Origin of the sequence: Phenylobacterium sp. (assembly GCF_013911965.1) — a bacterium.
Lineage (GTDB): Bacteria > Pseudomonadota > Alphaproteobacteria > Caulobacterales > Caulobacteraceae > Phenylobacterium.
Map to the genome: position 1 here is coordinate 34,090 of NZ_JACESE010000023.1, position 23,860 is coordinate 57,949.

At 71.8% G+C, this 23,860-nt stretch carries 23 protein-coding genes; 15 read left to right on the plus strand and 8 right to left on the minus strand.

Annotation, left to right across the window (positions count from 1 at the left end):
- Window positions 1–2 precede the first annotated feature (2 nt).
- On the minus strand, window positions 3–764 hold the full coding sequence (locus H2041_RS17595; protein ID WP_293414947.1) for an SDR family oxidoreductase: 762 nt from the start codon (window positions 762–764) through the stop codon (window positions 3–5).
- 85 nt (window positions 765–849) lie between these two features.
- On the opposite strand from H2041_RS17595, the gene thiD reads away from it, so the two are divergent.
- The 3 genes from thiD to H2041_RS17610 all read left to right on the plus strand — a co-directional run bounded on the left by thiD (window position 850) and on the right by H2041_RS17610 (window position 3,142).
- Window positions 850–1,659 carry a bifunctional hydroxymethylpyrimidine kinase/phosphomethylpyrimidine kinase gene (gene thiD / locus H2041_RS17600; protein ID WP_293414949.1) on the plus strand — a complete coding sequence of 270 codons (810 nt, stop codon included), beginning with the start codon at window positions 850–852 and terminating at the stop codon, window positions 1,657–1,659.
- Between the two features lie 56 nt (window positions 1,660–1,715).
- Window positions 1,716–2,231, plus strand: a complete 516-nt coding sequence (locus H2041_RS17605; RefSeq protein WP_293414995.1) for a nucleotidyltransferase family protein — start codon at window positions 1,716–1,718, stop codon at window positions 2,229–2,231.
- A gap of 98 nt (window positions 2,232–2,329) precedes the next feature.
- Window positions 2,330–3,142 carry a PhzF family phenazine biosynthesis protein gene (locus H2041_RS17610; RefSeq protein ID WP_293414951.1) on the plus strand — a complete coding sequence of 271 codons (813 nt, stop codon included), beginning with the start codon at window positions 2,330–2,332 and terminating at the stop codon, window positions 3,140–3,142.
- Window positions 3,143–3,316: 174 nt separating this feature from the next.
- Here H2041_RS17610 and H2041_RS17615 read toward each other — a convergent pair whose 3' ends face one another.
- Both H2041_RS17615 and H2041_RS17620 read right to left on the minus strand, forming a co-directional pair.
- Entirely contained in the window at window positions 3,317–3,748 is a 432-nt protein-coding gene (locus tag H2041_RS17615) for a hypothetical protein (protein WP_293414953.1), read from the minus strand.
- A gap of 117 nt (window positions 3,749–3,865) precedes the next feature.
- The gene (locus tag H2041_RS17620) at window positions 3,866–5,758 is read right to left on the minus strand and encodes an ATP-binding protein (RefSeq protein WP_293414955.1); all 1,893 of its coding nucleotides are present in this window, start codon (window positions 5,756–5,758) and stop codon (window positions 3,866–3,868) included.
- Window positions 5,759–5,941: 183 nt separating this feature from the next.
- Here H2041_RS17620 and H2041_RS17625 point away from each other — a divergent pair, with 183 nt between their 5' ends.
- The 5 genes from H2041_RS17625 to H2041_RS17645 all read left to right on the plus strand — a co-directional run bounded on the left by H2041_RS17625 (window position 5,942) and on the right by H2041_RS17645 (window position 10,234).
- The gene (locus H2041_RS17625; protein ID WP_293414957.1) at window positions 5,942–6,274 is read left to right on the plus strand and encodes a hypothetical protein; all 333 of its coding nucleotides are present in this window, start codon (window positions 5,942–5,944) and stop codon (window positions 6,272–6,274) included.
- 51 nt (window positions 6,275–6,325) lie between these two features.
- Window positions 6,326–6,775: a hypothetical protein gene (locus H2041_RS17630; RefSeq protein WP_293414959.1), complete on the plus strand. Its 450-nt coding sequence runs from the start codon at window positions 6,326–6,328 to the stop codon at window positions 6,773–6,775.
- 132 nt (window positions 6,776–6,907) lie between these two features.
- Complete coding sequence (locus tag H2041_RS17635) at window positions 6,908–8,080, plus strand: phosphoserine transaminase (RefSeq protein WP_293414961.1); 1,173 nt, start codon at window positions 6,908–6,910, stop codon at window positions 8,078–8,080.
- 168 nt (window positions 8,081–8,248) lie between these two features.
- Complete coding sequence (gene serA / locus H2041_RS17640; protein WP_293414963.1) at window positions 8,249–9,826, plus strand: phosphoglycerate dehydrogenase; 1,578 nt, start codon at window positions 8,249–8,251, stop codon at window positions 9,824–9,826.
- A 42-nt stretch (window positions 9,827–9,868) separates the two neighbouring features.
- The gene (locus tag H2041_RS17645; protein WP_293414965.1) at window positions 9,869–10,234 is read left to right on the plus strand and encodes a hypothetical protein; all 366 of its coding nucleotides are present in this window, start codon (window positions 9,869–9,871) and stop codon (window positions 10,232–10,234) included.
- 72 nt (window positions 10,235–10,306) lie between these two features.
- Here the strand turns inward: H2041_RS17645 and H2041_RS17650 are convergent, their stop codons facing one another.
- Window positions 10,307–10,636 carry a hypothetical protein gene (locus H2041_RS17650; RefSeq protein ID WP_293414967.1) on the minus strand — a complete coding sequence of 110 codons (330 nt, stop codon included), beginning with the start codon at window positions 10,634–10,636 and terminating at the stop codon, window positions 10,307–10,309.
- A gap of 159 nt (window positions 10,637–10,795) precedes the next feature.
- On the opposite strand from H2041_RS17650, the gene H2041_RS17655 reads away from it, so the two are divergent.
- A complete protein-coding gene (locus H2041_RS17655; RefSeq protein ID WP_293414969.1) occupies window positions 10,796–12,301 on the plus strand; it encodes an inorganic phosphate transporter in 1,506 nt (501 codons plus the stop codon).
- On the opposite strand, the gene H2041_RS17660 is transcribed toward H2041_RS17655, so the two are convergent.
- A complete protein-coding gene (locus H2041_RS17660) occupies window positions 12,298–12,813 on the minus strand; it encodes an NUDIX hydrolase (protein ID WP_293414971.1) in 516 nt (171 codons plus the stop codon). The two genes, H2041_RS17655 and H2041_RS17660, sit on opposite strands and share 4 nt — an antisense overlap.
- A 117-nt stretch (window positions 12,814–12,930) precedes the next feature.
- Here H2041_RS17660 and H2041_RS17665 point away from each other — a divergent pair, with 117 nt between their 5' ends.
- Window positions 12,931–13,377 (plus strand): cupin domain-containing protein, encoded by a 447-nt coding sequence (locus tag H2041_RS17665; RefSeq protein ID WP_293414973.1) that lies wholly within the window; start codon window positions 12,931–12,933, stop codon window positions 13,375–13,377.
- 88 nt (window positions 13,378–13,465) lie between these two features.
- Here H2041_RS17665 and H2041_RS17670 read toward each other — a convergent pair whose 3' ends face one another.
- Window positions 13,466–14,155, minus strand: coding sequence for a DUF4336 domain-containing protein (locus tag H2041_RS17670; RefSeq protein ID WP_293414975.1), 690 nt, complete (start codon window positions 14,153–14,155; stop codon window positions 13,466–13,468).
- Between the two features lie 300 nt (window positions 14,156–14,455).
- Here H2041_RS17670 and H2041_RS17675 point away from each other — a divergent pair, with 300 nt between their 5' ends.
- From H2041_RS17675 to H2041_RS17685, 3 genes are read left to right on the plus strand one after another with little or no spacing between them, the layout of a single operon-like run.
- Window positions 14,456–15,286 carry a protein imuA gene (locus H2041_RS17675; protein ID WP_293414977.1) on the plus strand — a complete coding sequence of 277 codons (831 nt, stop codon included), beginning with the start codon at window positions 14,456–14,458 and terminating at the stop codon, window positions 15,284–15,286.
- Window positions 15,171–16,727, plus strand: coding sequence for a DUF6504 family protein (locus H2041_RS17680; protein WP_293414997.1), 1,557 nt, complete (start codon window positions 15,171–15,173; stop codon window positions 16,725–16,727). Before H2041_RS17675 ends, H2041_RS17680 begins: the two co-directional genes overlap by 116 nt.
- Window positions 16,724–19,921 carry an error-prone DNA polymerase gene (locus H2041_RS17685; protein ID WP_293414979.1) on the plus strand — a complete coding sequence of 1,066 codons (3,198 nt, stop codon included), beginning with the start codon at window positions 16,724–16,726 and terminating at the stop codon, window positions 19,919–19,921. Before H2041_RS17680 ends, H2041_RS17685 begins: the two co-directional genes overlap by 4 nt.
- A 3-nt stretch (window positions 19,922–19,924) precedes the next feature.
- On the opposite strand, the gene H2041_RS17690 is transcribed toward H2041_RS17685, so the two are convergent.
- Together H2041_RS17690 and H2041_RS17695 are read right to left on the minus strand one after the other, a co-directional pair.
- Entirely contained in the window at window positions 19,925–20,800 is an 876-nt protein-coding gene (locus H2041_RS17690) for an NAD(P)/FAD-dependent oxidoreductase (protein ID WP_293414981.1), read from the minus strand.
- 37 nt (window positions 20,801–20,837) lie between these two features.
- A complete protein-coding gene (locus H2041_RS17695) occupies window positions 20,838–21,062 on the minus strand; it encodes a DUF3072 domain-containing protein (RefSeq protein ID WP_293414983.1) in 225 nt (74 codons plus the stop codon).
- Between the two features lie 164 nt (window positions 21,063–21,226).
- Here H2041_RS17695 and H2041_RS17700 point away from each other — a divergent pair, with 164 nt between their 5' ends.
- Together H2041_RS17700 and H2041_RS17705 are read left to right on the plus strand one after the other, a co-directional pair.
- Entirely contained in the window at window positions 21,227–22,753 is a 1,527-nt protein-coding gene (locus H2041_RS17700; RefSeq protein WP_293414985.1) for a carboxylesterase family protein, read from the plus strand.
- 153 nt (window positions 22,754–22,906) lie between these two features.
- A complete protein-coding gene (locus tag H2041_RS17705; RefSeq protein ID WP_293414987.1) occupies window positions 22,907–23,776 on the plus strand; it encodes a Ku protein in 870 nt (289 codons plus the stop codon).
- The last annotated feature ends 84 nt before the right edge of the window (window positions 23,777–23,860 follow it).

Below are 23,860 nucleotides of genomic sequence, written 5' to 3' on the forward strand. Positions count from 1 at the left end.
CGCTAGCCCCGGCCCACGAAGGGCATCTTGGTCGCCATCACGGTCATGAACTGGACATTGGCCTCGAGCGGCAGGCCGGCCATGAAGACCACCGCCTCGGCCACCCGCGCCACGTCCATCACCGGCTCGGGCTTCAGCGCGCCGTCGGCCTGCGGGACGCCGCCGGCCATGGCCGCCGTCATCTCGGTGGCGGCGTTGCCGATGTCGATCTGCCCGCAGGCGATGTCGTAGGCGCGGCCGTCCAGGCTGGTCGACTTGGTCAGGCCGGTGATGGCGTGCTTGCTGGCGGTGTAGGCGGCCGAGCGCGGCCTCGGCGAATGGGCCGAGATGGAGCCGTTGTTGATGATCCGCCCGCCGCGGGGATCCTGGTCCTTCATCAGGCGGAAGGCGGCCTGGGTGCAGAGGAAGGCGCCGGTCAGGTTCACCTCGACCACCCGCCGCCAGGCCTTGGCCGACAGCTCCTCGAGCGGGACGGGCGGCGCGCCGGTCCCGGCGTTGTTGAACAGCAGATCCAGCCGGCCGAAGCGCGCCCTGACCGCGGCGAACAGGGCCGCCACCTGGGCCTCGTCGCTCACGTCCGCCGGATGGACCAGGACCTCCTCCGCCGGCAGGGCCGCCGCCGCGGCCTCCAGCGGCTCGCGCCGCCGGCCGGCGAGGACGACCGAGAACCCGGCCGCGTGGAGCGCAAGGGCGCAGGCCCGGCCGATGCCGGAGCCGGCGCCGGTGACGAGGGCGACCTTGAGGCGCGGGCGAGAACTTTCCATGCCGCGAACCCTGGCTTGAGCGCGCCCTGTGGGCAAGCCGCGCCGACGGCTCGCCATGGCCCTTCGGATATGGAAGAAGGCGGCGATGAGCTCGACCTCCGCATCCCAGGGCCGCGTCCTGATCCTGGCCGGCTCCGATTCCGGCGGCGGCGCCGGGATCCAGGCCGACATCAAGTCCGTGACCATGCTGGGCGGCTATGCGGCCACCGCGATCACGGCGGTGACCGTGCAGAACACCCTGGGCGTCACCGGCGTCCACCCCGTCCCCGTCGACATCGTCCAGGCCCAGGCGCGCGCCGTGCTGTCGGACATCGGCGCCGACGCGCTCAAGACCGGCATGCTGGGCGACGCAGCCATGGTGGAGGCGGTGGCGCAGATCCTCGACGAGGCGGCGGACCTGCCGGCAGTGGTCGACCCGGTCATGGTGGCCAAGGGAGGCGCGGCCCTGCTGCCCGACGCGGCGGTGGAGGCCGTGCGCCGGCTGATGGTTCCCCGTGCGGCCCTGCTGACCCCCAATGCACCGGAAGCCGAGGTGCTGACCGGCCTGCCGGTGGCCGACGCCGACGGCCAGCGCCGGGCGGGCGAGGCCCTGCTGGCCCTGGGCGCCCGGGCGGTGCTGATGAAGGGCGGCCACGTCCCGGGCGAGCGGGTGGTCGACCTGCTGATGACGCCGCAGGGCGAGACGGCCTTCGAGGCCGAACGGCAGGCGACGCGGCACACCCACGGCACCGGCTGCACCCTCGCCTCGGCCTGCGCGGCGGGCCTGGCTCAGGGCCTGAGCCTCACCGAGGCGGCGGCCCAGGCCTGGGCCTATGTGCAGGAGGCCATGGCCCATGCGCCGGGGCTGGGCGGCGGCCACGGCCCGCTGGGCCACAACTGGAGCCTGCGGCCTTGAGCGGGGCCGGACTGGAGCGCCGGCTGGCGGACATCCTGCGCCAGGCGCCGAGCCTGATGGGGGTGATGGAGACGGCGCGCGACCTTGGCCTGCCGGACTGGATGATCTTCTCCGGCGCCATCTACCAGAAGGCCCTCAACCACCTGAGCGGCCGTGATCCCGACTACGGGCTGAAGGACTACGACCTCGCCTATTTCGACGCCGCCGATCTCAGCTACGAGGCCGAGGACGTGGTGATCCGACGGGTGGCGGCGGCCTTTCCCCCGCCGCTCGACGAGATGGTGGAGGTGCGCAACCAGGCCCGGGTCCACCTGTGGTTCGAAGACAGGTTCGGCGAGGCCTACGCCCCTCTGTCCGGCAGCGCCGAGGCCCTGTCGCGCTTCACCGCCACCATGTTCGCCGTGGGCGCGCGCCTGGAGGCGGACGGCGAGATCTCCATCTTCGCGCCCTTCGGGCTGGAGGACCTGTTCGCCCTGCGCCTGCGCCCCAATCCGACGCGCCGGACCGCCGGCTTCCGCCGCACGGCCGAGGCGGCCAAGGCGCGCTGGCCGGAACTGGTCATCCTCGACTGAAGCTGCGTTCAGAAAAGCTGTGCTGTAAATGCGTCTGAAGCGGGCATAGGTTCGCCGCCCGCATCGCTTCCGCACGCCTCTGTCCGAAGGAGCCCGCCATGCGCCAGTGGACCATCGACGCCTTCGCCTCGGCCCCGTTCCGCGGCAATCCCGCCTGTGTGCTCGAACCCGTCGACGCCTGGCCGGAGGACGCCTGGATGCAGGCCCTGGCGGCCGAGAACAACCAGGCCGAAACGGCCTTCCTGCGCCGGACCGAGGACCCGTCCCGCTTCGGCCTGCGCTGGTTCACGCCGGCGCTGGAGGTTCCGCTGTGCGGCCACGCCACCCTGGCCTCGGCCCACATGCTCATCGCCGAGCTGGGGCTTTCGGCGCCGGAAGTGACCTTCGACACCCTGTCCGGCCCGCTCGTCGTGGCGCGGGAAGGCGAGGCCTACGCCATGGATTTCCCCTGCGCCGAGGTTCGTCCCGTCGAGACGCCGGCCGGGCTCGCCGAGGCGCTGGGCGTCGCGCCGGAGGAGGTCTGGGCCGGGCCGTTCCTGGTCGCCATCCTGAAGGACGAGGCGGCGGTCCGGGCGGTGACGCCGGACCTTGCGGCCCTGAAGGCGATCTCCAGCGCCGCGACGCAAGGGCGGGGCAATGTGGCGGTCAGCGCCGTGGCGCCGGCGGGCGCGCCCCATGCGGTGGTCAGCCGCTTCTTCGCCCCCGGCTCCGGAATCCCCGAGGATCCGGCCACCGGTTCGCTGCACTGCATGCTCTCGCCGATCTTCGAGCAGAAGCTGGGCCGTTCGCGCCTGGCCTTCCACCAGGCCTATCCCGGCCGCGGCGGCGACCTGGACTGCGAACGGGCCGGCGACCGGGTGGTGCTGCGCGGCCGCGCGGTGACCGTGATGGAGAGCCGCCTGCGGCTTTAAACCCGGCCGGAGGCCGGTCGAAACAACCGCCAAGAGCACGAAGAACACCAGGAGGGCGCCGGCGTCTTCGTGCTCTTCGCGCGCATTGTGGTTCGCCTATCCTGCGCCTGCGGCGCGGCGCCAGGCGGTCTCGCGGCCCTCCCTCTCGCCTGAGGAGGAGAGCCGCTGGAGACCTTAGCGACGGTGGCCGTAGCCATAGCCGTGGCCGTAGCGGCGGTCGTCGTCGCGGTTCTGGACGAAGATGCGCCGGCTGAGCCCGTCCATGCGCTGGTCGAGATCGGCCATTTCCCAGCGGTTGAGGCCGCCGGCGCGGTAGCGCCGTTCGAGCCGCTCGATCGACTGCAGCTCGGCGCGCAGACGATAGGCCTCGCTGCGGGTCAGGGCGCCGGTGCGCAGGCCGAACTCGATCCGCTGCTGAAGGTTGGCCTGGCGCTGGCCGACCGACACCCAGGCCGGGGCGGCGGGGCCCGGCCGCTGCGGCCCGTAGGCCGGGGCGGGATGGCCGTAGCCGTAGTCGTAGCCGTGGCCCGGCGCGGCGGCGGCGGTCGTGGCGAGGCCCGCGGCCAGGGCGGCGCCGGCGGAAAGGGCGATCAGCAGGGACTTCATCGGAAAACTCCTTCCAGTCAGGTCCGCCGGGACCGGCGGCTCGAGGGGAAGGAAAGCAGGCGGCCGCTGACGCGCGCCTGAGCCGGCCGTTGTCTTCGGTTCAGCTTCGCCGAGGGGTCAGGAGGCGCGGGCCGCGGCCGGCGGGCCAGCCTCGCGGCGGGCCATGACCGTGCAGATGGTCTCGTAGAGCTTGGCGATCTCGATGGGCTTGGCCACGTGATCGTCCATGCCGGCGGCCAGGTATTCGGCCACCTGATGGCTGAGCGCATTGGCCGTCAGCGCCACGATCGGCGTCGCGCCCCGGCCGACGGCGGCTTCGCGGCGGCGGATCTCGCGCGCGGCGGTGATGCCGTCCATGACCGGCATCTGAATGTCCATCAGGATCAGGTCGTAGTCGCCGCGCTCCCAAGCCTCCACGGCGGCGGCCCCGTCGGCGACGATCTCCACCTCGACGCCCAGAGAAGCCATGACCGCGGCCAGCACCTGCTGGTTCGTCGGATTGTCCTCGGCGGCGAGCAGGCGCATCGGCCGCCCGTCGCCATCGGCCGCCGGAGCGGGGGCGTCGGCGGCCGATCCCCGCGGCGCGGCCCCGCGGGCCAGGGGCAGGCGCACGCGGAAGGTGGAGCCCAGGCCCTCGCGGCTCTCCACGGCGATGTCGCCGCCCATCATCACCGCCAGCTCGCGGCAGATCGCCAGGCCAAGACCCGTGCCGCCGAACCGGCGGGTGGCGGTGGAGTCGGCCTGGGTGAACTTGTCGAACAGCTGCGGAAGCTTGTCGGCGGCGACGCCGACGCCGGTGTCGGCCACCGTCAGCACCAGGGCCCCGTCCGCGTCGACGGCGAAGCGGGCGTGGACCGAGCCGGTCAGGGTGAACTTGACCGCGTTGGAGAGCAGATTGCCCAGGATCTGGCGGAGCCGGTCGGCGTCGCCGCGCCAGACGCCGCGGGCGCGCTCCTCGACGCTGACCGAGAAGTCGAGGCCCCGCGCTGCGGCGAGGACGGCGTAGGAGGCCCGCGCCCCTTCGGCGACCGCCTCCAGGTCGAAATCGTCCTCGGCCAGGCTGAGCTTGCCGGCTTCGATCTTGGAGATGTCGAGCACGTCGTTGATGACGGTGAGCAGCAGGCCCCCGGACTGGCGGATCACCTCCAGGCGGCTGCGCTGCCGGGCCGACAGCTTGTCCATCGCCATGACGTCGGCCATGGCCAGCACCCCGTTCAGCGGCGTGCGGATCTCGTGGCTCATATTGGCCAGGAACTGCGACTTCAGCACATTGGCCTGATCGGCGGCGTCGCGGGCGGTGACGAGCTCGTCCAGGGTGCGCTTGAGCTCGCCTTCCCGGCGCTCGAGCTGGGCCAGCAGGTCGTTGAAGCTGCCGGCGAGGCTGCCGAACAGATCGTCGCGTCCGCCGGCCGGCGCGGGCTTGAACTCGCCGCTGGCGGCGATGCGGCGCATGGTCTCCGACAGGGCCTGGACCGGGGCGATGATCTGGTGGGCCAGGCTCCGCGACAGGAAGAGGGCCACCCCCACGCCCCCGAAGAACAGGGCGCCGGTCAGGGCGAGGAACTGGGGCAGCATGGCGCCGAGCGCCGGCGCCGTCGTCTCGACGGTCAGTTCGCCGATGCGATGGCCGTTCCAGACCAGGTTGGCGCTGGCGGGCAGGGCGGCGACCTCGGGGGCGGCGGGCTCGCCATAGGTGGCCACGGCGCGCCCCTGGGCGTCCTCCAGGCGCACGGACAGGACGCCGGGCGCGCGGCCGAGGGATTCCACGGCGATGTTGGCGGCGGCCAGATCGCCTCGCCGGAGGGCGGGCGCGGCCATTTCGGCGGTCATCTCCACCATGGCCTGGGCCGAGCCCCGCGCCTGTTCGCGGGCGACGGCCCACTGCTGCAGCATGAAGGTCGCGCAGGCGGCGAGCAGGACGGCCACCGTGGTGACGAGCGCGACCCCGGCGACCTTCGCATGGAAGGTCGCCTGGTGCCGTGCGCCGTGGGAATCCCGCAGGTCGTCCATCAGCCGTCCGAAGAGGTGTCGGACGCCCGTGCTACGCGAATAGTCCTAATCATTCGCTTCTGCGTTCGCCTCTTGGGCGAGTTCTACTTGTGCGTGAACTTGTCGCAGTTGCACGGCGGTGCGAAGCTTAACTTTTCGTTTACCTTCGTTAGCGTTCCGTTAACGCAGCAGAGGGTCCCTGCCATGGAAAAGGCGTTTGTCGCCCAGCGAGTCGCCAACAAGCTGTTCGCCACCGAAGAAGCGGTGGACGCAGCGATGGTCGAAGCCACCGAACTGATGACCGAGATGCTCAAGGCCCGTAAGGACGTGGGCGTGTCGACGGTGTTCGGCGACGAGGCCGCCGCCAAGCTGGTCGAGGCCATCAAGGCCCTCGGCGAAGCCCGCACCGCCATGGTCGGCGTGCACGGCGAACTGAACGAAGCCAAGCTCCGCCTCGGCATCCGCACCAAGCTCTTCGGCCCCGACAAGCCGCAGGAGCCGGTCCGTTCGGCCCCGGCGATGCGCGACGTCGGCTGATTGCAATAGTTTAACTTCGTTGCGCCTCTAATTCCCGTTAGAGGCGCAACGATGACTTCGGACTCCGCATACCTTATTGCGTGGGCATCGCTCTGGACCCTTTTGATCGCGGTGAGCGCATTCGCTTACGCGCGCGGCAGCATGCCTGAGCGCCTGGGTGCGGCGGTCATCGTCACAGTCGCCGTGGTCAGCGTCATCGGCGACGTCCTCCTTTCTGAGCGTGGCTTGCTCATTGCGAGACTGCTCACCGAAGGGCTGGCCGCCGTCGGCTTCCTGCTGATCGCTGTTCGCTATACGAGCCTGTGGCTCGGGGGCGCGATGATCTTTCAGGCCGTCCAGTTCTCGTTGCAGGCCTACTATTTCGTGACCCACCGGGCCCACGACGCCACCTATGTGGTGATCAACAACATCGATTTCTTCGGCATCCTGGCCTGCCTGACGGCGGGCACGCTCGCCTCCAGCCGCCGCCGGCGGGCCTTGGCGGCGCAGGCGGCGGAATAGCCACACTCCCGCACGGCTGACCGCGCCTTCGGCAGAATTCGCTTGAACTGCCGCGCAAATGGGCGTTCTTGCGCCGCGGGCCACGCCCTCCCAACGGGGCGCTGCCCATCTGCAAGGATGGGAGACATCGCAGTGACCACCACGACCGCCAAGCCGGCCATCCGCCCGGCGCGCCCTGAGTTTTCGTCCGGCCCGTGCGCCAAGCGCCCCGGATGGACCCCCGAAATTCTCACCAACGCCGTCCTCGGCCGCTCGCACCGCTCCAAGCTGGGCAAGGCGCGGCTGAAGGAAGCCATCGACCGCACCCGCCAGGTGCTGCAGGTCCCCGACGACTTCCTGATCGGCATCGTCCCCGGCTCCGACACCGGCGCGGTGGAAATGGCCATGTGGTCGATGCTGGGCCCGCGCCCCGTCCAGCTGCTGGCCTTCGAGAGCTTCGGCAAGGACTGGGTCACCGACGTGACCAAGCAGCTGAAGATCGAGGCCGAGGTCCTGTCGGCCCCCTATGGCGAACTGCCGGACCTGACCAAGGTCCGCAAGGACGCCGACCTGGTCTTCACCTGGAACGGCACCACCTCGGGCGTGCGCGTGCCGAACGGCGACTTCATCGCCGACGACCGCGAGGGCGTCACCATCTGCGACGCCACCAGCGCCGCCTTTGCGCAGGACCTGCCCTGGGCCAAGCTCGATGTGGTCACCTTCTCCTGGCAGAAGGCCCTGGGCGGCGAGGCCGCGCACGGCGTCCTCATCCTGTCGCCCCGCGCCGTCGCCCGGCTGGAGAGCTACGCCCCGGCCTGGCCGATGCCCAAGCTCTTCCGCATGACCAAGGGCGGCAAGGTCAATCTCGAGATCTTCGAGGGCGCGACCATCAACACGCCCTCCATGCTCTGCGTGGAGGACGCCCTCGACGCCCTGAAATGGGCCGAGCGCATCGGCGGCCTGGCCGAGATGAAGCGCCGGGCCGACGCCAACCTCGCCGTCCTGGCCGACTGGGTCGCCCGGCGCGACTGGGTCGAGTTCCTGGCCGCCGACCCGCAGATCCGCTCCAACACCTCCGTCTGCCTGAAGGTGGCCGACCCGCGCGTCACCGGTCTCGCCGACGACGCCCAGGCCGACTTCGCCAAGAAGCTGGCCTCGGCGCTGGAGAAGGAGGGCGTGGCCCTCGACATCGGCGGCTACCGCGACGCCCCTCCGGGCCTGCGCATCTGGTGCGGCGCGACGATCGAGACCTCCGACCTGGAGGCCGTCACGCCCTGGCTGGACTGGGCCTTCGAGACCCTGGTCGCCGACCTCCAGCCCGCCTGAACCTCACTAGAAACCCCCTCAGTCGCTTCGCGACAGCTCCCCCTTGAGAGGGGGAGGGGGACCGCGAAGCGGTGGAGGGGGCCTTCCGCCACACCGGCCTGAAGCGCCGACACCCCCACCTCAACCCTCCCCGCAAGGGGGAGGGGCTCCGATGAAGAGAATCCGCCCATGCCCCGCGTACTCATCGCCGACAAGCTGAGCCCCGCCGCCATCGAGATCTTCAAGCAACGCGGCGTCGAGGCCGACGTGAAGACCGGCCTCACCAAGGACGAGCTGCTGAAGATCATCGGCGACTATGACGGCCTGGCCGTTCGCTCGGCCACCAAGGCCGACAAGGACGTCATCGCCGCCGCCAAGAAGATGAAGGTCATCGGCCGCGCCGGCATCGGCGTCGACAATGTCGACATCCCCGCCGCCACCGCCGCCGGCATCGTGGTGATGAACACCCCCTTCGGCAACTCGATCACCACGGCCGAACACGCCATCGCCATGATGTTCGCCCTGGCCCGCCAGCTGCCCGCCGCCGACGCCTCCACCCAGGCCGGCAAGTGGGAGAAGAACCGCTTCATGGGCGTGGAGCTCTACGCCAAGACGCTCGGCCTGATCGGCGCCGGCAACATCGGCTCCATCGTCGCCGACCGGGCGCTCGGCCTGAAGATGAAGGTGGTGGCCTACGACCCCTTCCTGTCGCCCGAACGCGCCGTCGAGCTGGGCGTGGAGAAGGTCGAGCTGGACGAGCTGCTGGCCCGCGCCGACTTCATCACCCTGCACACCCCGCTGACCGACAAGACCCGCAACATCCTGTCGGCCGAGAACCTGGCCAAGACCAAGAAGGGCGTGAAGATCATCAACTGCGCCCGCGGCGGGCTGGTCGACGAGGCCGCCCTGCGCAAGCTGCTGGACGAAGGGCACATCGGCGGCGCGGCCTTCGACGTCTTCGTCGAGGAGCCGGCCAAGGAGAACGTCCTCTTCGGGGCCGAGAACTTCATCGCCACACCGCACCTGGGCGCCTCGACCGCCGAGGCCCAGGAGAACGTCGCCCTGCAGGTGGCCGAGCAGATGAGCGACTATCTGCTCACCGGCGCCGTCACCAATGCGCTGAACTCCCCCTCGGTCACCGCCGAGGAGGCCCCGCGCCTGGCGCCCTTCATCGCGCTCGCCGGCAAGCTCGGCGTGTTCGCCGGCCAGATGGTCGACTTCGGGGTCAAGGCCATCGACATCGCCTATGAGGGCGAGGTCTCCAAGCTGAACGCCAAGCCGCTGACGGCCGCGGCGCTGGCGGGCGTGCTGCGGCCCATGCTGGGCGACGCGGTCAACATGGTCTCGGCCCCGGCCGTGGCCAAGGAGCGCGGCATCACCCTGTCGGAATCGCACCAGGAAGAGTCGCCGATCTACGAAAGCCTCATCCGCATCACGGTGACGACCGAAAAGGGCAAGCGCTCCTTCGCGGGCTCGGTGCTGGCCGGCGCGCCGCGGGTGGTGGAGGTCAAGGGCATGGATCTCGATGCGCCCTTCGGCGACACCATGCTCTACGTCAACAACGAGGATAAGCCGGGCTTCATCGGCGCGCTCGGCGTGCTGCTGGCCGAGGCGGGCGTGAACATCGCCACCTTCAACCTCGGCCGCGTCTCGGCCGGCGACGACGCCATCGCCCTCGTCGGGGTCGACCAGACGCCGACCGAGGAGCTGATGAAGAAGATCCAGGCCCTGCCGCACGTGAAGGAGGCGCGGACCCTGCGCTTCTAAGGCCGGCTTGCCAGGCGGCGGCGTTCCGGTGACGCTGCCGCCATGGCCGGTCCTCCCGACGAAAAGCACTCGCGCACCGTTCCCGGCGGGCGCGGCTACTGGCGGACGCCGCGCCTCTGGGCGCTGGCCGCCGATCTGCCGGTGACCAAGGTCGCGATCGCCGACATCGCCGAGTTCGAGGTCGACTGCTGGTTTCAGGGTCGGCATACGCCCAGCGTCCGCGAGGTGGCCGAGCACGCCCGGCGGATCTTCAACGCCAACCTCGCCTACCCGGTCATCCTCAACGCCGAGGGCCAGCTGATGGACGGCGCCCATCGCCTCGCCAGGGCCTGGATGGAGGGCCGCACGGAGATCGACGCGGTGCGTTTCCCCGTCACGCCCGAGCCGGACTGGATCGTGCGCGGCTGACGCCCCTCGGACGCCCGGCGTCCTTCGTGGCTCGCCTTGTTCGCACCTCAGGATGGGGGGCGAGCGGAGCCGTCAGGTCGAGGGCAGGGGGTGAATCTCGCAGCCGGAGCCGCCGCCGCAGTCGGTCTGAATGATGTCGCCGCCGCCGCCGATGCGGCGCTTGGCCTGAACGGCCCACTCGCTCTGCTTCTTGCAGACCTTCTGGGTCGAGATGCGCGAGCCGGTGACCGCGACCTTGCGGCAGATGGTCGGGTCTTCCTCGACCTTCGGCTCGGCCTGGCCGGGGACGTCGACCCCCGTCACCTCAGTGGGGCCCGGGTCGGGCGCGGCGTCTGTCTGCTGGGCGCCGGCGGGCGTCGCCAGCAAGGCCGCGGCCGCGAGGGTGATGAGCGCAAGGCGCATGGAACACCTATCCGTTGAACCGTGTTCGCCCACTGTCGGCGCCGGCCTCAGACTTGGCAAGCCGAAAGCGGCGCCGGGGCCGTGACGCGCCAAAGGGCGCCGCCTGGCGCGTCGCCCTGTGCTAATGCGCCGTCCACGGATGATTAGCGAAGGACGCCCGTGGCCAAGACGACCCTCGACAAGGACCTCAAGAAGGTCACCCGCCTGCAGACCGCCACGGGAGAACTCTCCCGCTCGGTGGCTCTGCCGGGCCTCGCCGTGCTGTTCCTCGTGGCCGTCACCCTGTTCGCCACCCAGGTCGTGGCCGAGGGGCCGCTGGCCGTCTACGCCATCGCCGGGGCCCTGGTCGCCGGCTATCTGGCGCTGAACATCGGGGCCAACGACGTGGCCAACAACATGGGCCCGGCCGTGGGCGGCAAGGCCCTGCCCATGGCCTGGGCGCTGGTCATCGCCGCCGTCTGCGAGGCGGCCGGGGCCATACTGGCGGGCGGCGAGGTGGTCTCGACCGTCTCGAAGGGGATCATCACCCCGCCCCCCGACATGGGGGCGGTGGACTTCATCCTGGTGATGACCGCGGCCCTCTTCGCCGCCGCCGTCTGGATCAACCTGGCCACGGTGGTGGGCGCGCCGGTCTCCACCACCCATTCGATCGTCGGGGCGGTCCTGGGGGCGGGCGCAGCGGCCGCCGGCTTCGGCGTCGTGGCCTGGCCCACCCTGGGCGCCATCGCGCTCTCCTGGGTCATCTCCCCGGTCATGGGCGGCGTCGTGGCCGCCGCCCTGCTGGCCCTGATCAAGGCGGCCATCCTGTTCCGCGAGGACCGCATCGCCGCCGCCCGCTTCTGGGTGCCCCTGCTGATCGGCCTGATGTGCGGCGTCTTCACCCTCTACATGGCGAGCAAGGGGCTCTCGCGGGTGTGGTCGCCCTCGGCCGGCGTGGTCTGGACGCTGGCGTTGGGCCTCTTTGCGGCGGGTTGGGCGCTCGCCCGGCCCTGGGTCCTGCGCCGCTCGGCCCTGATGGAGAACCGGCGCAAGGAGGTCAGCCGCCTCTTCGTCCTGCCGCTCATCCTGGCCGCGGGCCTGCTCTCCTTCGCCCATGGGGCCAACGACGTGGCCAATGCGGTCGGCCCGCTGGCGGCCATCGTCAGCGCCGCCCAGACCGGCTCCTCGGCGCCCGGCAGCGTGGTGCTGCCGCTGTGGGTGCTGGCCATCGGCGCCGTGGGCATCTCGCTGGGCCTGGCCCTCTTCGGGCCGCGCCTGATCCGCACGGTGGGCGAGAAGATCACCAAGATGGACGCCATGCGCGCCTACTGCGTGGCCCAGGCCGCCGCCATCACCGTGCTCGTGGCCTCCACGCTGGGCCTGCCGGTCTCCTCCACCCACATCGCCATCGGCGGCATCTTCGGGGTCGGCCTGCTGCGCGAGGTGCTGACCAACCGCGGCATCCGGCGGCGGCCCAACGGCGGGGTGATGATCGATCCGGCCCTGATGACCGAGGGCTGGGACGATCCGGGACAGGCCGAGAAGCGGGAGAAGCGCCGCCTGGTCCGCCGCCGCCACGCCTGGGGGATCGCGGCGGCCTGGGTCATCACCGTGCCGGCGGCCGGCCTCCTGGCCGCGGCGCTGCACCTGGCTCTCAGCCTCCTGACCTCGGGCCTGAACACCTAGGCCTTGGCGCGGACCTTCTTCGCCTTTCCGGACGCGGCGCCCTGGGCGGCGATCCGCGCCTGGGCGGTCTCGAGGATGGCGACGAGGTCGGGATCGCGCACCATGGCGCAGGCCTCGTCGATATCGGCCCAGCGGCGCCGGCGTTGGGCCTTCTCGGGCCAGCGGTCGAGCTGGCGGGTGACCTCCAGCGGATAGAGGGTCACCTCGATCATCTGGCTGCGCTCGTCGCGAACCCGCGCGCTGCGGTAGGCGCCCAGCGCCTCGCAGGAGACGACGCCCTCGACGCCGGCCTCCTCCAGGGCCTCCCGGGCCGCGGAGTCCCAGGCCTCCAGACCGGGCATCAGCCCGCCCTTGGGAAACAGCCAGCGTCCGGTGCGGCGCGAGGTGACGAGCAGGAAGCGCACGCCCTTGTCGGTCATGCGATAGGGCACAGCCCCCGACTGGGGCGTCACCGGCCCCTCGGGCTCGGCCAGGTCGGCCCCCCGCCACCAGTCGAAGAAACGTCTCAGCATCCCATTCCCGCGCAGGCCTGTCCGGCTGTTCCGGCGCAGTTTGCGTGATTCCTTACAGCCACCCATAACGCCTCGCGACCGATAGCGCTGCATCGCCGCTGGGCTTAAGCTTCCCCCATGCCCAAGCTCGACCTTTCCGCCATTCCCCAGACGAACGCCACCGGCTATCCGCCCGAATATGCCGGGGCCGTGCAGGGCCGCTGGAATCGCCGCCTCGGCCCCGCCGGCGGCTTGACGGAGTTCGGCGTCAGCCACGTGACGCTGAAGCCGGGCGCCTGGTCCTCCCAGCGTCACTGGCACGAGGGCGAGGACGAGTTCGTGGTCGTGCTTTCGGGGCAGGCGGTCCTGGTGGACGACGACGGCGAGCACCCGATGGGCCCCGGCGACTGCGCCGCCTTCCCGGCCGGCGAGGCCAACGGCCACGTCCTGCAGAACCGCAGCCAGGAGGACTGCGTCCTGATCGCCGTCGGCCGCCCCGCCGCCAGCGACTGCCACTATCCCGACATCGACATGCGCCTGATCAACGGCGTCGGCTTCCGCCGCAAGGACGGGTCGGAGTTCTAGAGCGCGGCGCGATCTGACGGGATCAGCTCGCCGCTCCAGAGTCCCTGTCGACGCGCATATCGTCCGTAGCCGCCTCTCGGACCACGCTTCAGGGCTTCAGCCAGGCGAAGGCGCGGGCGAGGAAGGCCTGGCCGTCGGACCGGACCGGCTCGCCGTGCGCCATCAGCACCTGCTCGGCGGGCCAGGCCAGGATGTGCGCCAGCGCCGGCCGGGCGGCGGCGCGATCGGTGAAGGCCAGGCGGAACTTCTGCGGCACCTGCGGCTCGGCGCCGGTCATCCGGTCGAGGCGGGCGATCGCGGCCCGCCAGCCGCGGAACCAGCCCGGCGGGAACTGCTGCAGCAGGTCGGTGAAGATGGCCGTGCGGCTGGGCCGATGGAAGAAGACCGCCTCGGTCGTGATGGCGTTGCCGGCGAAAAGCGTCTGGTCGAGGTCTTCGGCCCAGGCGGGATCGGGGCCTGCGCCGAGTTCGGCGTCGAAGGCGAGGTCCTTGCGGCGCGCGGCCAGGCCGGGCGCGCCGTGCAGGCGGGCCCCCGGATAGGCCGCCGCCCAGTCGGCGAGGAAGAGGTGATGCAGGGCGTTGGGGGCGACCAGATGCGCCACCTCTCCCAGGGCGTCCGTCGCCCGGCGCAGCTCCGGCGTCAGCGCCACCGGCGACCAGACGAAGAGCTTGCCCGAAGCCAGGGCGATCACCGCCATCCGGGTGGGATAGCGAAAGCCGGCCACCGTCGCGACGGGGCCGTCGGTGATCCAGATCCGTTCGCCGAAGGGCTGCAGCATGGGGTGACCATCGCATCGGCGGCGAAGCTTTTAAAGCCCGGCTTGATCGGCGGTGTGGCCGCACGGCGGCAGCCCCCTCAGTCGCTTCGCGACAGCTCCCCCTGGAAGGGGGAGCATCTTTCGCACTGAACTGGCCAGAGCCGCTGAGCAGATCCTCCCCCTCGTTGAGGGGGAGGTGGCCCGTAGGGCCGGAGGGGGCTACGGCGTGTGGACTTGGCGGCGCTAAGGGAACCGATCCTGGGTTGATTGACTTTTTCGGACTCCTGACTAGAACAAAAAGAGAACGGAGGACCTGAAGCCATGACCGGTTTTCGCAGCGGGCGCCTCGCCGCCGTGCGCGCGAAGATCGCCGCCATCGAGGCGGGCGGGCGGGGAGACTCCGAGTCGCTGGCGCTGGGGGATCCGCGGGTCGACCGCTGCCTGCCGGGGGGACGGGGCCTGCCCCTGAACCGCTGGCACGAACTGGGGGGCGAGGGGCTGGAGGCCGAGAGCGCGGCCGCGCCGGCCGCCTTCGCCGCCCTGCTCGCCCGGCCGCTGCTGGCGCGGGGGCGGGCGGTGTGGATCGTCCGCCGGGACGACCTGCACGTCCCCGGCCTCCTGGGGCTCGGCCTGCCCGGGGCGCCCATCGAGGTCTGGACCCCGGACGAGGCCCAGGCGCTGGCCGCCGCCGAGGATGCGCTCTCCACCCGCGGGGTGGCGGCGGTCTTCGTAGAGGCCGAGGCGGTCGATCTCGTCGCCGGCCGGCGGCTGCAGCTGGCCTGCGAGAAGGGGCGGGCCACCGGCTTCCTGATCCGCAGGCGGCCCTTCGGCGGCAAGGCCAGGGCGCTGACCGGCTCGGCCGCGGCCACCCGCTGGACGGTGGCTCCGGCCCCCAGCCAGCCGCCGCCGGGGCGCCTCGGCCTCGGCGCCCCGCGCTTCCGGGCGGCGCTGGAACGCTCGCGGGGCGGACGGCCCGGCGCCTGGCTCTTCGAAAGCCCGGACGCCTATCTTGAAACGGAGATCCAGGATGGGACGCATCCTCTGCGCCTGGTCGCCGAACTGGGCGATCGACAACTGGCGCCGGCGCAACCCGCCGCCCGAGAAGACGACGGAGCCGACGCCGCCAGCGGCTCCGTCCGCCGCCGCGCCTGAGGCCGCGCCCTTCGCCCTGGTGGAAGCCGCCCGGGGCGCGCGCCGGCTCTGCGCCGTGGACGAAGCCGCCGCGGCGCTCGGCCTCTTCCCCGGCCAGAAGGCGGCCGACGCCGCGGCCCTGGTTCCCGACCTCGCCACGGCCGAGGCCGAGCCGGAGGCCGACGCCCGGGCCCTGGCGGCGCTCGTCGACTGGTGCGTGCGCTTCTCGCCCGCCGTGGCGGCCGATCCGCCGGACGGACTCTTCCTGGACGTCTCGGGCCTTTCCCACCTCTGGGGCGGCGAGCGGGCCCTGCTGGCGGATTTCCGCCGCCGTCTGGCGGCCAACGGCCTCACCGTGCGCTGCGCGATCGCCGACACGGCCGGGGCGGCCTGGGCGCTGGCCCGCCATGGCGACAGCGCGATGATCTGTCCCGAAGGCGGGCAGGGGCAGGCGCTCGCCGCCCTGCCGCCGGCGGCCCTGCGGCTGGACCCTGCCGCCGCCGCCCAGCTGGAGCGGCTGGGCCTGCGCACCATCGGCCAGGTCGCCCGTCTGCCGCGCGGGGAGCTGGGCCGCCGCTTCGGCGCGGAAACCCTGCGCCGCCTGGACCAGGCGCTGGGCAAGGCGCCCGAGGCGCTTTCCTTCCGCCGGCCGCCCAGCCCCTTCGCCGAACGTCTCGCCTTCGCCGAGCCGATCAGCGCGCTGGAGGACCTTTCCCGCGTCTGCGCCGACATCACAGCCGCCCTCTGCGCCCGGCTGGCGGCGGCCGGCCGCGGCGCGCGGCGGTTCGAGCTCGCCTATCACCGGCTGGACGGAAAGCCCCTGACCGCCGAGGTGGGCCTGGCCGTGGTCGCCCGGGAGACCCTGCGGATCGTGCGGCTGTTTTCCCCCAAGCTCGAACACCTCGATCCCGGCTTCGGCATCGAGTCGGCGACCCTGTGCGCCTACGAGGTCGAGCCCCTGGTGGAGCATCAGGCGGGGCTGGAGACGCGCATCGGCGAGGCGGCGGGCGACCTCGCCCCCCTGGTCGACCGCCTGACCAACCGCCTGGGGCCCGAGCGCGTCTGGACGAGCCGGCCGGTGGAGAGCCACGTGCCGGAGCGGGCCGTGACCCGCGCCGGGCCGCTGGCGCCGCAGCCGGCGGAGAGCTGGGACCGGGCGCGGCCCAGGCCCGTCCGTCTTTTCCGCCGGCCCGAGCCCATCGAGGCCGTAGCGCTGATCCCGGACGATCCGCCGGTGCAGTTCCGCTGGCGCGGCCGCCTGCACAGGGTGCGCCTGGCCGAGGGGCCCGAGCGGATCGGCGCCGAGTGGTGGAAGGCGGCCATCGAGGATGTCTCGGCCGCCCACATCCGCGACTACTACCGGGTGGAGGACGAGGCCGGCGGCCGCTTCTGGATCTTCCGCGCCGGGCTGTACGAGGCCGGGACGCCGGCGAAGTGGTGGCTGCACGGGCTCTTCCCATGAGCGCGCCCGCCTATGCCGAGCTGATGGCCGCCAGCAACTTCTCCTTCCTGCGCGGCGCCTCCCACCCCTGGGAGCTGGCGGCCACGGCCGAGGCCCTGGGGATCGAGGCGCTCGGCGTCTGCGACCGCAACAGCCTGGCCGGCGTGGTGCGGGCCTGGACGGCGGCCAGGGACCTGAAGCTGCGCCCGCTCACCGGAGCCCGGCTCGACTTCGCCGACGGGACCCCCAGCCTCCTCTGCTATCCCCGCGACCGCGAGGCCTATGGCCGGCTGACCCGCCTGCTGACGCTCGGCCAGAGGCGGGCGAAGAAGGGCGGCTGCGAGCTCGCCTATGGCGATTTCGCCGAACATGCCGAAGGCCAGGTCCTGCTGGCCGTGCCGCCGCGCCGGCTGGACGCGCGGTTCGAGCGGGACCTGGAGCGGCTGGCCGTCGACTTCCGCGATCAGGTCTGGCTGGCGGCGGCCCGCGGCTACGAGGCGCGCGACCTGCCCAGGCTCTCGGACCTGGCGGAGCTTTCGCAGCGCTATGGCGCGCCCATGGTGGCGGTGAACGACGTCCTCTACCACGCGCCCGAGCGGCGACCCCTGCAGGACGTGCTGACCTGCATCGCGGAAAAGACCACCATCGAGGCGGCCGGCTGGCGCCTGGCCGCCAACGCCGAGCGGCACCTGAAGTCGCCCGCGGAGATGGCCCGCCTCTTCGCCCGTTTTCCCGAGGCGGTGGAACGCTCCCTGGAGGTGGCCGGCCGGATCGGCTTCGACCTCTCCGAGCTCTCCTACGAATATCCGGACGAGCCCGTCCCGCCGGGCAGGACGCCCATCGAGCACCTGCGCAACCTGACCTGGGAGGGGGCGGCGCGGCGCTATCGCCGGGGCGTGCCGCAGAAGGTGCGCGACCTCCTGAACCACGAGCTCGCCCTGATCGAGAAGCTCGACTACCCCAACTACTTCCTGACCGTGCACGACATCGTCCGCTGGGCGCGGGGTCAGGGCATCCTCTGTCAGGGGCGCGGCTCGGCGGCCAATTCCTGCGTCTGCTTCTGCCTCGGGATCACCGCGGTCGATCCCACCAAGCCCGACCAGGACCTCCTCTTCTCCCGCTTCATCTCCGAGGAGCGCAGCGAGCCGCCCGACATCGACGTGGACTTCGAGCACGAGCGGCGCGAGGAGGTGATGCAGTACGTCTTCGCCCGCTACGGCCGCGAGCGGGCGGCCATCTGCGCCACCGTCATCCACTACCGTCCGCGCATGGCCATCCGCCAGGTGGGCAAGGCGCTGGGCCTGACCGAGGACGTCACCGCCGCCCTGGCCGGCACGGTCTGGGGCTCCTATGGCGCCGGCACGCCCGACGCCCATGTGCGCCAGGCGGGCCTCGATCCCGACAATCCGCAGATCCGCCGGGCCACGACCCTGGCGGCCGAGCTGATCGGCTTTCCGCGGCACCTGTCGCAGCACGTGGGCGGCTTCGTGCTGACCAAGCGGCGGCTGGACGAGACCGTGCCCATCGGCAACGCCGCCATGCCCGACCGCACCTTCATCGAGTGGGACAAGGACGACATCGACGAGCTCGGTCTGATGAAGGTCGACGTGCTCGCGCTCGGCATGCTGACGGCCCTGCGCAAGAGCCTCGCCCTGCTGCGGGCCGACCACGGCCAGCACCTGCACGACCTCTGCGACATCCCCCAGGAGGAGCCGGGCGTGTACGCCATGCTTTCGCGGGCCGACTCCGTGGGCGTCTTCCAGGTGGAGAGCCGGGCCCAGATGTCCATGCTGCCCCGGCTGAAGCCGCAGCGCTTCTACGACCTCGTCATCGAGGTGGCGATCGTCCGCCCCGGCCCGATCCAGGGGGACATGGTCCACCCCTATCTGCGACGGCGGGAGGGGAAGGAGGCGGTGACCTATCCGGCGCCCGCGCCCGAACACGGGCCCCCCGACGAGCTGAAGGCGGTGCTGGGCAAGACGCTCGGCGTGCCGCTGTTCCAGGAACAGGCCATGCGCCTGGCCATCGAGGCGGCCAAGTTCTCCGACGCCGAGGCCAACGGCCTGCGCCGCTCCATGGCCACCTTCCGCAACTACGGCAATGTGGGCGAGTACGGGGTGAAGTTCGTCGAGGGCATGGTCGCCCGGGGCTATGATCCGGACTTCGCCCGGCGCTGCTTCGCCCAGATCGAGGGCTTCGGCTCCTACGGCTTTCCGGAGAGCCACGCCATCAGCTTCGCCCTCTTGGTCTACGCCTCGGCCTGGATCAAGTGGCGCTGGCCCGACGTCTTCTGCGCCGCCCTCCTGAACAGCCAGCCCATGGGCTTCTACCAGCCGGCCCAGCTGGTCCGCGACGCGCGCGAGCACGGGGTGGAGGTGCGCCCGCCCTGCATCCTGGCCAGCGACTGGGACTGCACGCTGGAACCGGCGAAGGACGGCGGCCGGCTGAAGGCGGTGCGCATCGGGCTTCGCCAGATCAAGGGCCTGCGCGAGGACGAGGTGAAGCGGCTGGTCGCCGCGCGCGCGGCCGGCGCCGACACCCTGCCGGCGCTCGCCCGCCAGGCCAGGCTCTCGCGCCGCACCCTGGAGCTGCTGGCCGAGGCCGACGCCTGCCGGTCTCTCGGCCTGGAACGCCGCGCCGCCCTCTGGCTGGCCAAGGGGCTCGTCGGCGAGGCGAAGGTGGAGGACGAGGCGCCGCTCGCCGCCCGGCTGCAGCCGCGCGAGGAACAGGCGGAGCTGCCCCTGATGAGCCTGCCTCACCAGGTGGCGGAGGACTACCGCACCACGCGCCTCTCCCTGAAGGCCCATCCTTGCGCCTTCTTCCGCGAAGAGCTTGACCGCCGCCGCATCACGCCCGCCCGCCGGCTCGGCGAACTGAGGGACGGGGCGCGGGTCAGCGTCGGCGGCCTGGTGCTGGTGCGCCAGCGGCCCGGCACGGCCAAGGGGGTCACCTTCCTGACCCTGGAGGACGAGACCGGCCCGGCCAATCTGGTGGTCTGGAAGGATGTCTTCGAGGCCAACCGACGGACGGTGATGAGCGCGGCCTTCCTGGTCGCCCACGGCCGGCTGCAGAAGGCCGGCGAGGTCATCCACCTGGTCTGCGAACGCTTCGAGGACCTGACGCCCCTGCTCTCAGGCTTGCGCCAGGACGAGGCCGAGATCCGCGTCGCCTCCAACGTCGCCGGCCGCCTGATCCGCAGCCGGGACTTCCATTGAGGCCTAGCGCCCGCGCAGGCGGTTGTGCATGGCGGTGGCCGCGATGGCGGCCTCGCCCACGGCCACCGAGATCTGGTTCAGGCCTCGCACCACGTCGCCGGCGGCGTAGAGGCCCTCGACCGTCGTCATCAGATGGGTGTCGGTGATCAGCGCCCCGGCCTCGTCGCGCCGCGCGCCGAGGCCTTCGGCCAGCCCCACCTGAGGCGTGCAGCCGAGCGCCAGATAGAGATGGTCGAAGCGCCGCTCGGCCTCGCCCCCGGTCTGAGCCAGCACCACCTCGCGCTCCTCGAAACGCAGCTGGTCGAGGGCGATGCTCACCGTCTCGGGGGGCGCCTCGGCGGCCTCGCCCAGCATCAGGACCGTGACGTCCTCGCTGTAGGGGCGCAGGAAATCGGCCTCCCGCTGCGCCAGCGGACCCTCGCCCAGAACGGCCAGGCGCGCGCCGATGGCCTCCCAGGCGTCGCAGATGGGGCACATGCGCACCAGGCTCGCCCCGATCGCCTGGTCGAGGCCCGGGATCTGCGGCAGGTGGTCGGCCACGCCGGTGGCGAGCAGGACGGTGGCGGCTTCGAGGCTCCGGTCGGCGAGGTGCAGGCGGAAGCCCGCCTCCGTCGGCGACAGCCGCTCCGCCCGTCCGGCCTCGATGGCCGCGCCGAATTCCTCGGCCTGCAGCCGCAGGAGGCGCAGAAGCTCCGTCCCGCCGACCCCTTGCGGAAAGCCCGGCGTATTGTGGCTTTCCGGGATCCAGGCCGCCCGCGGCCGCCCGCCGTCCAGCACCAGGACGCGGCGGCGGAAGCGGGCCAGATAGGTGGCCGCGGTCAGGCCGGCGGGGCCGGCGCCGACCACGACGGCGTCATAGGGTTCGGATGTGTCGGTCAAGGTCGGCGGGCCTTCGTCTTCGGGACAGGCCCGGCGCTCAGCGGCCGAGCCGACCCTTCAACGCATCGATCCGCTCGGAGGCTTCCGCCTTGGTCAGATCCTCCTTCGGCGGCGGCTCGCCGGCCTCCTCCGACAGGGTGGTGAGATAGGAGGCCTGGGCCCCGGTCATGGGTTCGTCGCCGGAGACCCAGTCCTGCGGGTCCTTCTCGGTGTTGGAGCCGGGGCGGTCGTCCAGCTTGGGGTTGTGGGGGGCGTCGGACATGGATGGGTTTCCCTTTTGTTCCAGACAACCGGGCCGGAAGGAGATGGTTCCGTCCTCGGCCCCCACACCGCCTGCGCCTCATGGCGGCTTTTCGGGCCCAGCTCCCTTGACCCCCGCCGCATCGCCCCGTCTCCTCCGCTCCAGCGCGACAATGGGAGGGGACCATGAAGCCCTGGGTGATGGCGGCGGTTGCGGTGCTGGCGGCGGGGTCGCCGGCCTGGGCCGAGAGCGTCAAGGTGAAGGTCGAGAGCGGCGTGCTGGCGGGCGAGGCCACCGACCGGGCGGCCGTCTTCCGCAACATTCCCTACGCCGCCCCGCCCGTGGGGCCGCTGCGCTGGAAGCCGCCGGCGCCGCCCGCGGCCTGGAGCGGCGAGCGGCCGGCGGTGGAGGCTGGTCCCTCCTGCCCGCAGCCGATGAACGAGGATGGTTCGCCCAACACCGGCGGCGCCAACGGGCCGACGAGCGAGGACTGCCTGCAGCTCAACGTCTTTGCGCCCAAGGATGCGACCGCCCCGGGCAAGGCGCCGGTTCCGGTCATGGTCTGGCTGCACGGGGGCGCGCACCGAACCGGCGCAGGCTGGGTCTATGACGGCCAGAACTTCGCCCGCGACGGCGTCGTCGTGGTCACGGTCAACTACCGCCTGGGCCCGCTCGGCTATTTCGCCCACCCGGCCCTGACCCGGGAGGCCGGGGCCAAGGCGCCGCTCGGCTCCTACGGCCTGATGGACCAGGTGGCCGCCCTGCGCTGGGTGCAGAGGAACATCGCCGCCTTCGGGGGCGATCCGCGCAACGTGACCGTCTTCGGGGAATCCGCCGGCGGGATGAGCACCCTCGCCCTGCTGGCGACGCCCTCGGCCAAGGGGCTCTTCTCCAAGGCCATCGTCCAGTCGGGCCTGGGCTGGTTCGAGCCGCAGGGCCTGGCCGTCCAGGAGGCCAAGGGCGTGGAGGCGGCCAAGACGCTGGGCCTGACCCGCACGGCCTCGGCCGCCGAGTTGCGCGCCGTGCCCGTCGAGACCCTGATCGAGAAGGTGGACGGAAGTTTCGGCCCCTTTGTCGACGGCCGGCTCCTGCCGCGCACGCCGACCCAGGTGTTCGCCGGGGGCGGCGAGATCGACGTGCCGATGATCATCGGCTGGAACAGCGGCGAGGACTCGCTGCTGGGGGGGCCGGGGGGCGGGGCCAGGTTCGCCCAGAACGTCCCGCCCATCGCGCGGACCATCTATGCGGAGGAAGCCGCCGAGGGGGACGAGGCGCTGGGCCGGGCCATCTTCACCGACCGCCTCTTCGCCGCTCCGGCCCGCTGGGTGGCGCGCCAGGCGGCCGACGGGGCGCCGGCCTGGCTCTATCACTTCAGCTATGTGGGCGACCGCTACCGGCCTGTCCTCGACCGCGCCCACCATGCCGCCGAGATCCAGTACGTCTTCGAATACTGGGGCCGCCGCACGCCGATGAGCGTGGTCAGCGACGAGGACCGGGCGATGGCGAGCCTGATGCACGCCTGCTGGGTCGCCTTCGCCAAGACGGGCGAGCCCGACTGCGGCGGCCTCGACTGGCCGGCCTACGATCCGGCCAGCGACCGGCTGCTGGAGTTCGGATCGGAGACCGCCGTGCGGGAGAACTTCCGCAAGATCCGCCTCGACGCCCAGGAAGCCGTCGCCCTGCCGACCCTGGGGCTGGAGGCGGCGCAGTAGGAGAGGCTTCCTCTCGCCCCGGCGGCGCGTCAGCGCCGTCAAGACGGACACGAAGACCACAAAGGGCGCAGCTGGGCGGCGGCGCCCAGCGGCCTCGATCCCGAACGAATCACCTGCGCGGGCGTTGTGCAGGCTTCGGAAAGGGAGTCCCCCATGGCCGCGCGCCCCACCTGGCAGGGCTATCTGCGCCTGTCGCTCGTCAGCTGCCCCGTCGCCCTCTACACCGCCACCAGCCGCGGCGGCGACGTCAGCTTCCGCATGCTGCACAAGGACACCCACAACCGGATCCGCATGGTGCCGACCGACCCTGAAACCGGGCCGGTGGAGCGCAGCGAGATCGTCAAGGGCTACGAGATCGAGAAGGGCCGCTACGTCGTGGTGACCCAGGACGAGATCAACAACGTCAAGCTGGAGACGACCCGCAGCCTCGACATCGAGCGTTTCGTCGACGAGACCGAGATCGACCGCCTCTACTGGGACGATCCCTATTTCCTCGTCCCCGACGGCGACATGGCCGCCGAGGCCTTCACCGTCATCCGCACGGCCATGGAGAAGGCCGGAAAGATCGCGCTGGGGCGCCTGGTCATGCACCAGCGCGAACGGCTGATGGCGCTGGAGCCGCGGGAGCTGGGCATCCTCGCCTACAAGCTGCGTTCGGCCGACGAGGTGCGCGATGCGCAGGACGCCTTCTCCGGCATACCGGACGTGAAGCCCGACAAGCAGATGGTGGAGATCGCCACCCGGATCATCGAGCAGCAGGAGGGGCCCTTTGACCCGTCCCAGTTCACCGACCGCTACGAGGAGGCCCTGCGCGCCCTGGTCGCCGAGAAGGAGGAGGGCCGCACCGTCACCGCTCCCGAGGCGCCGCGCGAGGCCGAGGTCACCGACCTGATGGCCCAGCTGAAGGCCAGCCTGGGCGCCGGCGGCGGCAAGCCGGCCGAGCGCCGCAAGACGACCAGCCGCGCCTCGGCGACGAAGAAGCGCGGCGCGGGCCGGGCGTCGAGCCGCAAGAAGTCGGCCTAGGTTCTGAACCCATAAAGCTTGCTGGTTGAGGGCGACGCTGATTCAAGGCTTCCGAAAGGAGCTTGAGATGGCGCGCTACGACCT